Below are 14,434 nucleotides of genomic sequence, written 5' to 3'. Positions count from 1 at the left end.
TCTGGAACGCCACGGGCTTTCCAGATTCTCTGCATCCGTCCGCTTCGGTCTAGTCAATCGAAGAACTCTACCTCATCCCAAAGATATGGATGGGATTGCTGGCCGTGCTTGATACGTTCCTAGTCTACAAGATTGCCGAATACAAGTACAACACGCGTATAGCGTTGCTTGCCTCGCTGCTGTTTGCGGTGATGCCAATGAGCCGGCTTCTCCGACGGATACTGCTAGAGCCGTTGCTGATGCCTTTCCTGCTATCCTCGATCCTGCTTGCGCTTTATATGGCGCGCTCAAACCAAAAACAGTACCTGCGGGCATTGCTTTCAGGCGTGTGCCTGGGTCTGGCAATTTTCACCAAGATTCCTGTTTTCACCATGATCCCCCTTGTCGGCTTTTTGGTTTACGCCGGCAGCAAGGGAAGCAGAAAAAGCAGGCTGCGAAACGTCGGCATCTGGCTCATTCCCGTGGTCCTGATTCCTTTGCTGTGGCCCCTTCAGAGCATATCCACGGATTCGTTTGACAACTGGGTCAAAGGCGTTCTGGCGCAGACTCAAAGGCACAGCTATGGTGTCGCAGGTGTCTTTTGGATCTTTTTTGTCATCGACCCTGTCCTTTTGGCGGTGGGCATCCTTGGAGTAGGGTGCGCCGTCCTGAAAAAAGACCTGTTTATCCTGTTTTGGCTAGGACCTCTCTTGGCATTTCTGTGGCTCATAGGATATGTGCAGTATTTCCACATTCTCCCGGCGCTGCCCGTGTTTTGCATCGCGGCAGCCCTGTGGCTGAACGACATCATCGACAAAATCAAGCCGAGGCGTCACTTGGTAGGATACGGCATAGCGGCTTCAGTGATAATTTTTGGGCTGGTGAGCACCACGCTGTTGATAACCACCAACGTGACGTCGGGCCAGTTTGAGGCCACGGCGTTTGTCCTGTCGATAGCAGACAAGGACACGACGATAATTGCAAACCCTGTCTATGCGTGGCCTTACATCTTTGCGTATCACATGCCTTATGCCATGAATGACTACCGAGATGTCCTGTACTCTACAATCAAGACGGCCAAGGTGGTGCTCGTGTCAGAGCCCCACCTGCAGGGAAGCATCAATGAGACGCAGATAGGGCAGGCATACGACAGCACCGCAAGCGTCAGGACTTTTTACGGCAGCTCCAGAAACTATGATGTCAGCATATATCCATACACCAGCATGGCGCTGAACAACCAGGGAGACGCTATAGACGTACGGCAAAAGAATGTTCCTTGACAAGGCTTTTATCCTAACAAAGTTTTCCGGACACATATGCTGCAGGTGGCAGTCCACAAAAGAGAACCCGTGATAATCTTCTTGGCTGTCATCGCCATCGGGCTGGCAGTGGCGCTGTACCTGTATTTCATAGTCGACAAGTATATGCTCCTCTATTACTGGGACGCCGTCTCGCATTCAGTCGCGGCCAGAAAGTTCGCAGATTGGGGCGAAAACCCCGGTCTGGGCCAGATTGGTACGGTGTGGATGCCGCTCCCACATTTCCTGCTCTTTCCATTCGTCATGATAGACTCGCTCTTTGCAACAGGGTTTGCGGGCCTGGCGCTGAGCCTGCCCTGCTTGGCCCTGACCTCTGTATACCTGTACAAGATTGCAAAGGCACTAAAAATACCGAGCATTGCCGTTATGCCGTCGTACGCGGCATTTGCGGGAGCGTTGCTGTACTCGACAAACCCCAACATCCTGTACCTTGGGATAACTTCAATGACGGAGGCCCCCTTCATGCTCTTTTTCGTGGCCTCTGCCTATTATTTCCAAGCGTGGTATCAGAACGGCAACAGGCTGAGAAACCTGATACTGTGCTCGGTCTTCCTGTCCTTTGCCGCGCTATGCAAGTACGAAGGCTGGTTCCTGCCCGTCTTTCTGGTAATCGTGGTAGGCGTGTTTGCGCTAAGAAACAAGGGCGAAAGCAACAACCGGAAGGTACTTGCCATACTTGCTTCCATCCTCTCGCTGTCAAGCATAGTATTCTGGTTAGCCTGGAACCAGTACCATTACGGAGATCCGTTCGAGTTCAGCAACGCGCAATACTATTCTGCCTCATGGTACGCCCAGAACAGGCCGTTTCGCGAGCTCTTGTTCCTGCAGCCAATGAACGTCCTATCGGTCTACGGCATCACCGCGCTTGTGATGTACGGGCCGCTCTTGCTCGGAGCGGGGGCGGCAGGGTACTATTTCTTTCGCAAGGCCCGAATCGACGGCAAAAAGGTCGTGCTGCTTTTTCTGGCGCTTCCTCCCCTGTTCACAATCGCCTCACTGCTGGTTGGAATCGGAGAAATGTCGTATTGGTTCAACTCACGATTTATGGTGCTCCTGTCGCCTCTGATAATAGTGATGGCGTGCATATTTCTTGCCCGGCTCGACGGCCGGGCAAAGAAGCGCATCGTCATTGCCGCCGCGATCGGCGCCCTGTTTGTCTACCAACTGTCAACGCCCGCTTTTTCCGCAGTCATCACGCTGGACGATGCCAAGGGCGGCTACAATGTCAAGGAAAACCAGCTTGCGATAAAAACAGGGGAGGCGTTAAAGTCGCTGTACGACGGCAACGGCAGCATCATGATTCTGACAGGTTCGGGGCTTGAGCAAAGGGTGATGGTAACTAGCGGAATAGCCCTCCGGCATTTTGACGAAATCATCGAGCCAAGCACATGGAAGGCTTCATTCAAGGAGCCCTGGTCATATGACAGATGGATGGTGATAACAAGCCATCCCGGCTCTGACGCAATAAATACGACAAAATACTGGCTTGACAGGCAGGACGAACTTGCAACATACTACAACACAGTTTATGAAAACGAGTACTACAAGATAATGGTCTTGAAGTAATATACCGACAAACGCAGCGCACGGCGCCAGAAAAACTCGCAACAAACTGGAAGCAAAAGATTAATTCCCATTGCAATGTGCATAGTTTTGCCTTGGCCAAGACGGCTGTCGTCGCAATCACAAAGCACGGGATAGAGATAGCCAGAAAGATTAAGGGCAGGATGCCAGAGGTGGAAGTCTATGTCCCGGAAAAGCACAGCGACGGCGGCACCGACATTATCTGGTTTTCAGAGCAGAGCACGCAGCTTGTAGCCGGCCTGTTCAAGTCGCATGATGCGCTAGTATGCGTGTTTTCGCTTGGAGCAGCCATCCGCATGGTCGCGCCGCACCTCGTGGACAAAAAGAGCGACCCTGCAGTCATTGTGATAGACGACAGGGCAAACTATGTCATCAGCGCGCTTTCGGGCCACCTTGGCGGCGCAAACGCACTTGCAAAACTCATCGCGTCATTCCTTGGAGCCAAGCCTGTCATAACCACCGCCGCGGACGTCAACGAAACAATCGCGGTAGACCTGGTGGGCAGGGAGTTTGGATGGACTATGGAGAATTTTGACAACGTCACGCGTACAAGCGCGTTCATGGTAAACGAGGAAAAGATAGCCGTTTATCAGGACGCCGGCGAGCGCGGCTGGTGGCAGGGACAGCTTCCGAAAAACGTCACACTCGTCGATAGCATCGATAAAGTCAAGTCGCCTGATTTTAAGGCGGCCCTTGTCATCACCGACAGGGCAGTCGATCCAGAGGTTGCGGCCAAGTCCGTCGTGTACAGGCCGAAGACACTCGTTGTCGGCATCGGCCTGCACTGGGATACTAGCAAGGAAGTCATAGAGTCTGGAGTGACGACAGTTTTCAACGAAAAGGGCCTTGCACTAAAGAGCGTACGCAACATCGCAAGCGTCGACCGCGGGGCAAGGGTCAAGGGCCTCGACGAGTTTGCCGGCCAGCATGGAGTGTCTGTCCGGATATACAAAAAGGAAGATTTGGCAAAAGTGGAGGTGCCAAACCCCTCGCCGGCAGTGCAAAAGTTCGAGGGGACGGCAAGCGTGTCAGAGGCTTCGGCCATCCTGGACTCAAATAATGGTGAACTGATAGTGCAAAAGCAAAAGTTTCCTCCAAACCTCACCGTGGCCGTGTGCAGGGTCGCTGCTACATCAGTAGGCCAGTAGCGAGAAAGATATTTTATCCCAAGGCGCGCACACGTTTTTTGCAGTTGAAGCGGGCACTTCTTATCGTCGACAGGGGCAGCAGGGAGCCGGAGGTACGGCAGGAGATGCAGGAGATATGCGCGCTTGCAAAGGACAAGGCAGGCTATGACTTTGCCGACTATTGCTTCCTTGAGGTGCTCCCGCCGTTCATCGGCGAGGGCATAAAAAAATGCGTCGATGCCGGCGCAGAGGCGATAACCGTGATGCCCTATTTCCTCTATCCCGGCATGAAGCTAAAAGATACAGTAAGGCAGAGCGCCAAGATGGGCCGGGACAAGAACCTGAAACTTGTGATCACAAGGCCGCTCAGCTATCACCCGATGATGCCCGAACTTGTGTCAGAGCGAATAGCAGAGCTAAAGAAGGAAAAAAGCGTCAGCCTGCCTGACAGTCAGTGCGACGTGCTCTTGATAGGGCACGGAAGCAGCGACAGGAACGCACACGACGCGTTCGTGCACACCGCCGAGGCGATAAGGCCGCGATACAGAAATGTGCATCATTGCTTTTTGGAGCTTGACAGCCCAAACATCGAGCAAGGAGTAATGCAGGCGGTGGCCAAACAACCAAAGGTTCTCCTGATGATGCCCTATTTCCTGCACAAAGGCGCCCACATAAAGCGCGACGTGGTAAACGACGTTTCAGCTGCGCTTGACAAAGCACAATTCAAAAATGCTTACATGGCAAGGCACCTTGGCGTTGACGACAAGCTTGTAAACCTGATAGTTGAGCGCGCCAAGGAGGTGGAAAACCGCCAGGGGCCGGACGGCAGTTTCGGGACTGCGGCAAGCAGGAGCATGACGGAAAGGGCATTTGACATTGAAAAGAGGAGCTTTGAGATAATTGATTCTGAGGTCGGCCCGCACAACTATGACTCATTACAATGGCCACTGGTGCGCAGGGTCATCCACGCGACGGCCGACTTTGAATTTGCCGGAAACGGCAAGATACTGTTCCACGAGCGCGCGATAGAGTCCGCGTTTTCCGCGGTCAAAAACAGGTGCACCATAGTCACGGACGTCGATATGGTGCTTGCGGCCATCAACAAAAAGTCGCTTTCCGACCTCGGACTCAGGACTGCCTGCTATATCTCTGACAGGAGCGTGGCAGAGGAGGCAAAGAGGATTGGCAAGACCCGGTCAGAGATGGCCATGAGGCACGCGGCAAAAGAGATAGATGGAGGGATTGTGGTCGTTGGCAACGCGCCGACCGCGCTCTTGGAAGTCATTTCGATGGTAAAAGAAGGAGTGGTCAGGCCGGCGCTCATAGTAGGAATCCCTGTGGGCTTTGTGTCTGCGCCCGAGTCAAAGGAGGCGCTTGCCAAAGCCGACGTGCCTTTCATAACAAACGTCGGAAGAAAGGGTGGGAGCCCCGCCGCGTCGTCGATAATCAACGCGCTTTTATTGCTGTACCAAAACAATCAGCGGCGCGAATAGGACGCGCAGCTGCGCACGAGCCTCTCTGCAAGAACATTGTTTGCAAAGTGCAGGTGCATGTACGCTGCAAGGCCGACCTCGCCGATTACAAAGCCGTCTCTGCCGTCAGCGACTCCTTTTCCCTTTTTCATGGCATACGCAAACCTGCTGTCCTTGGAAATACCTTCTATCGTAGAATAATGGAACTCGTGGCCGCGCAAGTTTGTTCTTCCAAAGACCGGGCCGTTGCAGTCTGCCTCGGTGTAGTTGAGCGTAAGACGCGAGGTCATGACCGTGTCGGCGTCAATCAGCCCTGCCATCCTTCGTACTTTTTTCTCGCCCTTGTACCCGCTTATCGAGCGCGTCAGGTACATCAACCCGCCACACTCACCGTACACCGGCATACCTACGTTTACAGCTTTTGCAACAGACCTTGTCATGGACCTGTTTTCTGCAAGCCTGTCTGCAAGCACTTCTGGAAAGCCGCCGCCAAGGATGATGCCATCTATTCCCTCTGGCAGCGCTGCGTCGTTTACCGGGCTGAAAAAGACCAGCCTTGCGCCCGCCCTCTTTAGCGCGTCGAGGTTGTCGGCATAGTAAAAGTTGAACGACTCGTCGAGCGCGACTGCTATCGTGGTCCTTTTCTTTGGCGCCTTTTCAACTGCGGGCGATGATGCTGCAGCAGTAGGGAGCGTTCCTGCACCGCACGCCTTCAAGACAGAATCGACGTCTATTTGCTCTGAAACGTATCTTGCGGCGCCAAGTACCTCCTTACGCTTTTTCTTTTGCAGCTCTTGCGCAGGCACGAGACCCAGGTGGCGCTCCTCCATCCTTATCTCGTTGTTGCGCCTTATCATGCCAAGCACCGGCGCCTTTATCTTTCCATCACCTGCAAGCGCGTCTCCGAGATAGCCTGCGTGCCTGTCGCTTGCCACGTTGTTCAGGATGATGCCTGCTATCCTGACACTCCTGTCAAAGTGCATGAATCCAAGGGCAATCGCCGCAATAGAGCGCGCGCTCTTGCCCGCGTCGACTATGAGGACGATGGGCGCGCCGAGCATCTTTGCCATGTGGGCTGTGCTTGCAAAGTTGTCCTTTCCAGACATTCCATCAAAGAGGCCCATGACGCCCTCGATGACCGCAACGTTGGCGCCCTCGCACGCGGAATTAAAGCAGTCTATGACCCCGCGCCTTCCCATGAGCCACACATCGAGGTTGCGCGACTTGCGCCCCGTGACAAGCGTATGGTATGAGGGGTCGATAAAGTCGGGCCCGACCTTGAATGGCTGTACGACAAGCCCTTTCTTACGCAGGGCGTGCATTATTGCGACTGCGATAGTGGTCTTGCCTACACCGCTCGTGACCCCTGCGACCACTATCCTTGGGACTACCACGCAACAATTGCGGGGTAGTATTATTATTAACTTAGCTTAGAGTCTCGGGGAATTTTTGCCTGCAGGCAGAGCAGAACGCCGCGTCGTTGGTCGTCAGAGAATCGCACGCGGGGCACATCTTCCACACGTTGGTTTCTGCCTTTAGGTCCTTGCCGCAGTCCGGGCAGAACTTGGCTGCCTGGGGCACAGAGGCAAAGCCGCAGTAACGGCACGCAATCGCCTGTTCTTTTTCTTCTTCATTTGGCTTTTCTGCTTTCTGTGCCGCCGGCTTTGGAGGCTCTATTATTATCTTCTTTTGCTCCATCTCTGGCGGTTGCATGGAAGCAAGTGTTTCGCCGCTTATCTGCGGCCTTATGCCGAGCATCAGCTCCTCCTTGAGGATGTCAAACTCTTCCTCGGTTATCATGCCCTGGTGCTTCATGAGAGCCAGCCTTTCGAGCCTGTCAAGCGCGTCTATCTTGGGTTTTTCCTGCTCTGGCTTTATCTCGGGCAGGGACTCTTGCCTAGACGGTGGCGCGGCCTTGCGGCTTGCCAGCTCGCCCCTCATGCCTTTCTGGATGAGCGAACTTACTCTGAGCGCTACCTGCTTGTCGACTGCTGGCAGGTCGATGTGCTGGAGCGATGCGCGGGGCTTTAGGAGTATCTCTGTGGAAAACACGCCGCGCTTTAGCATAACGGTGGCAATCTCTTCATATTTCACGGCGATGATGTTTGCCCTGAGGCCAAACATCTTGGGGTCCTTAAAGAGCACGCGAGTCGTGGTGATGTATATCCTGTCCGGAGACGAGATGGACCCGCCGGGCGCGACCTTGGACTGTGAAGCCACCAAGAGTATCTCCTCTCCGGGCATCAGAAGGCCGGCTATGTCAGGGTCCATCCTTTCTAGCATCATTTAGCAGACCTCTACTCTTTTTACTAAAATAGATAATGTAAGGAGGTTCTGGATATTTCTACTAGGGTCGGGCAGGTCAGGTTGGTTTTTATCCGAATTCAACTCCACTGACAACATATATGCCTCCAGACAGGGCCCCGGTCATAGTCTACACTGGCAAGGGCAAGGGCAAGACCACCGCGGCGCTTGGAATAGTGCTCCGGGCAGTAGGCCACGGCCACAAGGTGGGCATGATCCAGTTCATCAAGGGCGAGTGGTACTATGGCGAGCTGACAAGCTCTAAACGGCTGGAACCCGAGTTTGAGATGATAGCCGCCGGCAAGGGGTTCGTGGGAATCATCGACGACGACCACCCAATAGAGGAGCACCAAAAGGCGGCACGGGAGGCAGTTGGGCTTGTCAGAGAAAAGCTTGCCTCCGGGACGTATGACGTCATGATCCTTGACGAGGTGAACTATGCAGTCAAACTCAATCTTGTACCAGTAGATGATGTCCTTGGCATAATTGCAGCCAAGCCAGACAGGACCACGCTTGTATTGACGGGCAACCATGCGCACGAAAAGGTGGTCGAAGCGGCGGACCTTGTCACCGAGATGAGGGAAGTAAAGCATCCGTACCAGAAGGGGATAAAGGCCAGAAAGGGCGTCGACTTTTAGGGCAACCTTAAAGTATGGACTGCGCACCGCGTAAAATGATTTGTCAGCCGCTCAAGAGGCCTCCCGGCTGCCGGACGAAGGCGAGATAGTCATCGCCACGGTGAGGGAGGTGACCGGCCACGGCGCCTATGTCACGCTCGACGAGTACAATAGCATGACGGGCTTTCTCCACATTTCCGAGATTGCGACCGGCTGGATACGCAACATTGAGCGCTATGTCAGGCCAAAGCAGAAAGCGGTGCTGAAGGTAATCCGCGTCAACAGGGCAAGGGGCGAGGTCGACTGCTCGCTCAAGCAGGTCTCCGGCGAGGAGCGCAAGTCAAAGCTCATCGAGGTTAAAAAGAGCGAAAAGGCTGATGTGTTCATGGATTTCATAAAGGCCAAGCTGAAACTTGCAGACCCGCAGGTGGCCGAGATAGAGGATAAAGTCCTGCAAAAGTACGACTATGTCTATGACATTTTTGAGGACATTGCAAGAAAGGGACCAGAGCTTCTCCAAAAGTTCGACTTTTCAGACGATGTCAAAAAAGCGATGGAGGAGGAAAGCAACAAGATCCAGGTGCCCCACGTCGAGGTGAGAGGCGTCATGGAGATCGCCTCGAAAAAGCCCGATGGCATCGAGATAATAAAAACCACGCTTGCCGGCGTGGAGAGCAGCAAGGGAAACGCTACGACCGATGTCACGTACGTGGGCGCCCCGCGTTACCGCATTGTAGTCACGGCAGAGAACTTTAAGATGGCTGAAAAGTCGATGAATAACGCGGTGGAAAAGATCCGCTCTGCGATTGAAAAGCAGCATGGCGCGTTCAACTTTATCCGCGAAGAGTCGAAAAAGTCGCACCAAGGATAGAGGGGGGAAAGGCATAATGAAGCACCTCATCCGCAAGTGCACCGCCTGCGGCGCATATACCCTTGCAAGCGCGTGTCCCAAATGCCACGCGCAGACCGCAGACCCGCACCCGCCAAAATACTCGCCAGACGACAAGTACGTGCGCTACCGGGTTGCAGAACGGTACGAGCAAGAAGAAGAAGGCGACAAGGATTATAAGTAAAGTTGCGGCCCTGACACCTGCGCGTTGAGATTTGCAATCGCAGGTGCGGGAGTGGCCGGGAGCTACCTTGGCAACATGCTCCAGAAACGCGGCCACGAGGTCCATGTGTTCGAGTCTTCAAGACCGGAGAATCACTGGCCCGTTTGCGCCTGGGGCGCGTCAAGGCACATGCTGACAAAGTTTTCAGATAAAGCGGGGCTTGACTTTAAAGATTACATCATGCATGTCGGCCAGAAGCTGCGGATGGATCTCCCGGCAGACAAGGTGGAATACCTCGACCTTAAGGGGCTTGTCACGTACGACAAGCGCAAGTGGGAGCACGACCTGATGCAAGGTCTGGAGATAAAGTACGGCACCAAGGTGACGAGGGGGGATTTTCCGCTTGAGAAATACGACCATGTCCTTGACTGCACGGGCCTGCACCGCACGCTATTGCCAAAATCTGACGAGGACTTTCTCATACCTGCGTACGAATACCTACTTGAAGGTGTCAAGGGAGAGGACGAGTTTTACACAATCGGCTACAAGGGCGCTAAAGGGTATTTCTGGTACTTTCCACTCGGAGACGCTAGAGGCTACATGGGTGCCGGTGATGTGGAAAAAAAATACCACGGCATAAAGGAATTCTTTGAGCGGCACCCAGAAGCAAAAATAGTCAAAAAGATAGGCAGGCCAATCAGGCTTGCGCCTCCGAAAAAGATGGAGCCTTTCTTTGACGGAAACGTGGTGGGAGTCGGCGAGTCGATAGGCTGCGTGTTTCCGATGCTTGGAGAAGGCATCATCCCATCGCTTTTGTGCTGTGACTTTTTCCTTGACGCGCTTGACGACAAGAAAGGCTCCTTTGACGCCAAGAAGTACAGAAAGAAAGTGCTCTCGTACTTTGACTATTACGACGACGTCTACCGCATCGTGAGGCTAAAGATGGATGGCAAGCTGTCCACCATACGCCACGCAAATCTCCTGATGAGCATGTACCGTCACATGAAAAAGGAAGAGAGCCGCTTTGGGTTTGAGGTCAGCCTTGACAAGATGAACCGGCTGGTAAACGCCTTATGAATTGCGCCTAGACGTACGCCGTTTCTACACTGCTTGAAATTGATTCTGGTCTACTTGGAATCAGTCACACATCTGCCAATCTTAACTAATATGCTCTGTAGACAGGACGCCTCGATAATGATTAGTTGGACATGCCAGCATTTTTTGGACTATCAAAAAGGAGAAGGGGTGACAACTTATGTTGTTGTCATTAGTTTTGTCATGGATCATGGATCTTCATCATCCTCATCATTGCGGTCGTGATGCCTGTGATGCTTCTTGTGGTGATGGTGATTGTCCTTGTGATCATGATGGTCACCGCCGTCGGCATATGCGACGCTTGGCGACACCATCACCCCTGCCACCATTGCCAATCCAACGGCCACTAGGACGTATGTCAAAATTCTTTTGTCGTGAATTAAACTTGACATCGCAACTTGTCTACTAATAATGGTTTTGAGCCCTTGATGAACTCTGGATCGTGACTGTTTTAAGCTCATTCTCGAATATTAACGCGCGATAAAAATAGGAACGTCGAGTGCGAATGCATGCACCAACGTACAAGCTACATTAATCATACATGAACAATGTTAAGCCATATTTTTTATTATCCAGCTGCATTAAAGCACAAGTCAAGCAAAGAAAAAACGACCTTCGGCCGTAGTAGCTGGGTCCACCGACGGATATCGGCAACTGTTGATGGGCCCTTTAGCATTATTGTATAGTAGCTTTTGAATAGATTATTTTAGTTACGGATGTTTACAGACATATCAATAGTATTCCTACTTACATATGTTAGATAAGGGGCATTGGGTTGGGCTTTAGAAGAAAATATATGGGCAGAATGTACAACATAATTCTTTATGAATCGTCCACCTTTTGTATTTTTATTACACTGTCTGATAGATGGTACATGCGAAATAGATACAGGATTTCGAGCCGCAGCTGTGCACGAATGCTCGGACGCCTTGATTCAATGGAAGCTCATTGTTGCTGCCGGTGGGGCGCATTGATCGCAAGGCCATACCTGTACATGTGGACCCGGACATAAATTTGCGGGAGGTGACTAGTTGATGTGGAATAATAGCGATTCTGCCACATTAGGCCAAGATTCAAATACTGTCGATTATTGCATTGCCAGATCGAATGGTGGGCATGATTCAAGGCAGGTGGGAAGAAAAGAACACTCGCATTCTTACCATCCCTCTGACGACACAGTAAAGAACCATATTCGTGCAAAATATCGAAGTCGAATTGATATCGCTTCGGCTATACTAAATGCTGCGATGGGAGGCGCATTAAAATCAAGAATTGCATCTCAAGCCTATGTTTCGTCTCCTCAGATAGGCGATTACATCAATATGCTAATCCACAATGGGATGCTACACTATCACCAAGAAACAAGAACATACTATACTACAGATAAAGGCCGCATGCTGATAAGGTTGTACAACGAATCCCGGCAGATATTCTATCACAGATGAAATACACGCATTCAGCACCCACTAGCATCTTACTTCCATACTCTACCGCTTTAAGCAACAGGAATCGCTTTATAGCCGAGGGCAGACGCAAATCAAGTTGTTGAAGGCAAAAAGCCCGCAAGAGTCAGAGGCTGAAACCACGGTCCTGATGATGCCTTCGGACGCAAACCCAATGGGAAACGTGTTTGGCGGCGTGATACTAAAGAACGTGGACCTCATTGCCGGCATCGTTGCCAAGAGGCACGTGGGGCATCCAAACGTCGTCACCGCGACGATGGACCGGATGACGTTCCTAAAGCCGGTATTCATCGGCAACGCGCTCGTGCTTTCTGCAAGAATAAACTATGTCAGAAGGTCGTCGATGGAGGTCGAAGTTACAGTCGAGTCGGAGGACTATGACAATGGCACGCGGGTCCGGACAGGCACCGCCTTTGTGACGCTCGTGGCGCTTGACAAGGACGGCAAGGCAACAGAGGTGCCTCCGCTCATGCTAAATACTGCAGAGGACAAGAAGCGCTTTTCCGAGGGCGAAAAGCGGATGCAGCAGCGCCTGCGCGAAGCCGGTAAATTATAACAGTCACTCGAAATATTCCAGTTCTTCCGAGTCTTCATCGTCATCATCATCCTCGTCTTCCACGTCGATGGCGTCTTCAATTTCAGGCGCGGCCTTTGCCTGCTGCCTCTTTTCGAGGTTTGCATTGAGCCTGCGAAGCTCGGCAAGTATCTCGTGCAAGAGTTCAACCTGCTCGTCGTCCTGCTTCTTTGCCTTTTTCGGCACGGTTTTTTCACCTTGTGCCTGCTAATTAAGCAAGCCTTTAGCCGTAGCGCTTTTCAAGGCCCATGTATTTTTGAAGGTCAACAAACTCGTTAAAGTCCTTGAATGTGACCATCATCTTGCGCGTCTTTTTGGTGTAGCTGGTCTTTTTCAGTTCTGAAAACACCTCGCGCATTGCATAGGTAGCGCCATACAGGCCGGAGAGTGGCCAGACTGCTATTCTGTAGCCCAGTTTTAGCAGCTCCTGCCCCGTCAGGTTCGGAGTCACGCCATCCTCTATCATGTTTGCAACTAGCGGCGCGTCTATCTCGTCGGCGACCTTTTTCAGCTCTTCCACGGTCCTTGGCGCCTCGACGAAAATCACGTCGGCGCCGGCCTTTCTGTACGCTTTGCCCCTTGCTATTGCCTCGTCAAGGCCGAGGGGCGCTCTTGCGTCGGTCCTTGCGACTATGACAAAGTCCTTGCTCTTTCGTGCCTCTACTGCCGCCTTTAGCTTTGGCAAATAGTCGTCCTTTGGGATAACGTCCTTGCCCACCATGTGGCCGCACCTCTTGGGCCAGATCTGGTCTTCGAGGAATATCCCCGCCGCACCAAGCGCCTCCAAGTCGCGGACAAGCCTCCACACGTTGAGCGGATTGCCATAGCCAGTGTCCGCATCCACGAGCACGGGGACGCTGACTGCGCGTATGATGCGCCTTGCATTATCGACCGTTTCGCCGGCGTTCAAGAACCCAAAGTCGGGCATACCGAGGAGCGCGGCAGACGAGCCGTAGCCCGTCTGGAACATGGCCTCGAACCCGACCTGCTCGGCAATCCTCGCGCTCAGTGCGTCAAACACACCGGGCAAAACTATTATCCTGTTCTTGTCGTCAAGCTGCTCACGAAGAGAAGGCGGCTTTTGCATTTATGTGAAAAAACTGTGCAACATTATTATGCTTTTAGTAATGATCCACAGGCCAAGCGCCAGGCGTTATCAGTTCCACGAGGTTGCCAGAAGGATCGTGAAAATACAGCGACTTTGCCGACTCCTTCCAATTGACTTCAAGCTCTATCGGAACGCCGTTCTGCACAAGGCGCTCCTTCCACTTTTCGTAATCGTCTGCTTCTATTTCAAGCGCAAAATGGATGCTGCCGTCGTGCGCCCCATGCGGAGGCAGCCTGTCGTTTGAAGGAAACGTCCGGTCTGGGTTGAACGCGAGGAGCATGCTGCCTCCCGCCCTTAGAAACACGAGCTTGCCCTCTTCCTCTTCGACTATCTCTAGCCCCAAAATGCCTGTATAGAATTTCTTTAGCGACTCTAGGTCGCGGGAATAGATGCAGGTCTCTATTACTTTTTTGACCTTCATTGAGCTGCCTGTTGTTCTTGCTCTTGCTGCTGCGGCAGCTCTTGTTGTTCTGTCTCTATGGTGCCGTCAGCAAGCTTGGTCACTTTGATCTTGCACTGCCTGCATTCATAGAATTTTGTCGGCGGGTCGTGCAGGACGGAGCCGTTGAGCCACACCATTACCGCTCCGCACGCTGGGCAGTTCATCATATATATACGATAGAGTCTCTGCTGATACCGTTAATATGCTTTGTCTCGCCGGTTTGGACCGCCAAGAAGTGCAGGTCCTTCAAAGACACTCGAAGGCTTGATGCCCGTGCAAGGATAAATTATCTGCAAGG

General features: G+C 52.5%; 17 protein-coding genes. 10 read left to right on the top strand and 7 right to left on the bottom strand.

All coding sequences use genetic code 11. From position 1 onward, the window contains the following. Window positions 1–104: 104 nt before the first annotated feature. The 4 genes from ACYOR7_RS05805 to ACYOR7_RS05790 all read left to right on the top strand — a co-directional run bounded on the left by ACYOR7_RS05805 (window position 105) and on the right by ACYOR7_RS05790 (window position 5,502). Window positions 105–1,259, top strand: coding sequence for an ArnT family glycosyltransferase (locus ACYOR7_RS05805; protein WP_479913369.1), 1,155 nt, complete (start codon window positions 105–107; stop codon window positions 1,257–1,259). Window positions 1,260–1,295: 36 nt separating this feature from the next. Beyond that, window positions 1,296–2,864 (top strand): ArnT family glycosyltransferase, encoded by a 1,569-nt coding sequence (locus tag ACYOR7_RS05800; protein ID WP_294808170.1) that lies wholly within the window; start codon window positions 1,296–1,298, stop codon window positions 2,862–2,864. Window positions 2,865–2,956: 92 nt separating this feature from the next. Beyond that, window positions 2,957–4,030 (top strand): cobalt-precorrin 5A hydrolase, encoded by a 1,074-nt coding sequence (locus ACYOR7_RS05795; RefSeq protein WP_294808172.1) that lies wholly within the window; start codon window positions 2,957–2,959, stop codon window positions 4,028–4,030. Window positions 4,031–4,074: 44 nt separating this feature from the next. Beyond that, complete coding sequence (locus tag ACYOR7_RS05790; protein ID WP_479913368.1) at window positions 4,075–5,502, top strand: precorrin-8X methylmutase; 1,428 nt, start codon at window positions 4,075–4,077, stop codon at window positions 5,500–5,502. On the opposite strand, the gene ACYOR7_RS05785 is transcribed toward ACYOR7_RS05790, so the two are convergent. Further along, window positions 5,487–6,875 (bottom strand): cobyrinic acid a,c-diamide synthase CobB, encoded by a 1,389-nt coding sequence (locus ACYOR7_RS05785; protein ID WP_294806555.1) that lies wholly within the window; start codon window positions 6,873–6,875, stop codon window positions 5,487–5,489. The genes ACYOR7_RS05790 and ACYOR7_RS05785 overlap by 16 nt on opposite strands. A gap of 31 nt (window positions 6,876–6,906) precedes the next feature. Continuing rightward, window positions 6,907–7,767, bottom strand: a complete 861-nt coding sequence (locus ACYOR7_RS05780; protein ID WP_479913367.1) for a PH domain-containing protein — start codon at window positions 7,765–7,767, stop codon at window positions 6,907–6,909. A gap of 119 nt (window positions 7,768–7,886) precedes the next feature. On the opposite strand from ACYOR7_RS05780, the gene cobO reads away from it, so the two are divergent. Genes cobO through ACYOR7_RS05760 form a run of 4 tightly spaced genes read left to right on the top strand, consistent with a single transcriptional unit; the run spans window position 7,887 to window position 10,531 of the window. After that, window positions 7,887–8,423: a cob(I)yrinic acid a,c-diamide adenosyltransferase gene (gene cobO, locus ACYOR7_RS05775; protein WP_294806560.1), complete on the top strand. Its 537-nt coding sequence runs from the start codon at window positions 7,887–7,889 to the stop codon at window positions 8,421–8,423. 40 nt (window positions 8,424–8,463) lie between these two features. Continuing rightward, on the top strand, window positions 8,464–9,273 hold the full coding sequence (locus tag ACYOR7_RS05770; RefSeq protein ID WP_479913366.1) for a translation initiation factor IF-2 subunit alpha: 810 nt from the start codon (window positions 8,464–8,466) through the stop codon (window positions 9,271–9,273). A gap of 16 nt (window positions 9,274–9,289) precedes the next feature. After that, complete coding sequence (locus ACYOR7_RS05765) at window positions 9,290–9,475, top strand: RNA-protein complex protein Nop10 (protein WP_294806565.1); 186 nt, start codon at window positions 9,290–9,292, stop codon at window positions 9,473–9,475. 24 nt (window positions 9,476–9,499) lie between these two features. Then, the gene (locus ACYOR7_RS05760; RefSeq protein ID WP_294806568.1) at window positions 9,500–10,531 is read left to right on the top strand and encodes an NAD(P)/FAD-dependent oxidoreductase; all 1,032 of its coding nucleotides are present in this window, start codon (window positions 9,500–9,502) and stop codon (window positions 10,529–10,531) included. 206 nt (window positions 10,532–10,737) lie between these two features. Here the strand turns inward: ACYOR7_RS05760 and ACYOR7_RS05755 are convergent, their stop codons facing one another. Beyond that, window positions 10,738–10,911 carry a hypothetical protein gene (locus ACYOR7_RS05755; protein WP_479913365.1) on the bottom strand — a complete coding sequence of 58 codons (174 nt, stop codon included), beginning with the start codon at window positions 10,909–10,911 and terminating at the stop codon, window positions 10,738–10,740. 672 nt (window positions 10,912–11,583) lie between these two features. Between ACYOR7_RS05755 and sso10a the strand changes: the two genes are divergently transcribed. Next, complete coding sequence (gene sso10a / locus ACYOR7_RS05750) at window positions 11,584–11,994, top strand: Sso10a family chromatin protein (RefSeq protein WP_366137765.1); 411 nt, start codon at window positions 11,584–11,586, stop codon at window positions 11,992–11,994. Between the two features lie 100 nt (window positions 11,995–12,094). Further along, the gene (locus ACYOR7_RS05745) at window positions 12,095–12,568 is read left to right on the top strand and encodes an acyl-CoA thioesterase (RefSeq protein WP_294806571.1); all 474 of its coding nucleotides are present in this window, start codon (window positions 12,095–12,097) and stop codon (window positions 12,566–12,568) included. A 3-nt stretch (window positions 12,569–12,571) separates the two neighbouring features. On the opposite strand, the gene ACYOR7_RS05740 is transcribed toward ACYOR7_RS05745, so the two are convergent. The 4 genes from ACYOR7_RS05740 to ACYOR7_RS05725 are packed head-to-tail and all read right to left on the bottom strand — an operon-like array spanning window position 12,572 to window position 14,303. Then, window positions 12,572–12,772, bottom strand: a complete 201-nt coding sequence (locus ACYOR7_RS05740; RefSeq protein ID WP_294806573.1) for a hypothetical protein — start codon at window positions 12,770–12,772, stop codon at window positions 12,572–12,574. Window positions 12,773–12,809: 37 nt separating this feature from the next. Then, entirely contained in the window at window positions 12,810–13,673 is an 864-nt protein-coding gene (locus ACYOR7_RS05735; RefSeq protein WP_294806576.1) for an isocitrate lyase/PEP mutase family protein, read from the bottom strand. A gap of 34 nt (window positions 13,674–13,707) precedes the next feature. Then, window positions 13,708–14,115: a VOC family protein gene (locus ACYOR7_RS05730; RefSeq protein ID WP_294806578.1), complete on the bottom strand. Its 408-nt coding sequence runs from the start codon at window positions 14,113–14,115 to the stop codon at window positions 13,708–13,710. Then, window positions 14,112–14,303, bottom strand: coding sequence for a hypothetical protein (locus ACYOR7_RS05725; RefSeq protein WP_294806581.1), 192 nt, complete (start codon window positions 14,301–14,303; stop codon window positions 14,112–14,114). The genes ACYOR7_RS05730 and ACYOR7_RS05725 overlap by 4 nt, the downstream gene beginning before the upstream one ends. Window positions 14,304–14,434 lie beyond the last annotated feature (131 nt).

The sequence above is a fragment of the Candidatus Nitrososphaera sp. 86-2 genome (assembly GCF_056726185.1).
This window is presented reverse-complemented; position numbering and strand designations above follow the sequence as displayed.

Excerpts from the sequence above, each read along its gene's own strand:
- ACYOR7_RS05800 (WP_294808170.1), top strand. The coding sequence starts at position 1,296 with ATGCTGCAGGTGGCAGTCCACAAAAGAGAACCCGTGATAATCTTCTTG.
- ACYOR7_RS05780 (WP_479913367.1), bottom strand. The coding sequence starts at position 7,767 with ATGATGCTAGAAAGGATGGACCCTGACATAGCCGGCCTTCTGATGCCC.
- cobO (WP_294806560.1), top strand. The coding sequence starts at position 7,887 with ATGCCTCCAGACAGGGCCCCGGTCATAGTCTACACTGGCAAGGGCAAG.
- ACYOR7_RS05765 (WP_294806565.1), top strand. The coding sequence starts at position 9,290 with ATGAAGCACCTCATCCGCAAGTGCACCGCCTGCGGCGCATATACCCTT.
- sso10a (WP_366137765.1), top strand. The coding sequence starts at position 11,584 with ATGTGGAATAATAGCGATTCTGCCACATTAGGCCAAGATTCAAATACT.
- ACYOR7_RS05735 (WP_294806576.1), bottom strand. The coding sequence starts at position 13,673 with ATGCAAAAGCCGCCTTCTCTTCGTGAGCAGCTTGACGACAAGAACAGG.
- ACYOR7_RS05730 (WP_294806578.1), bottom strand. The coding sequence starts at position 14,115 with ATGAAGGTCAAAAAAGTAATAGAGACCTGCATCTATTCCCGCGACCTA.
- ACYOR7_RS05725 (WP_294806581.1), bottom strand. The coding sequence starts at position 14,303 with ATGATGAACTGCCCAGCGTGCGGAGCGGTAATGGTGTGGCTCAACGGC.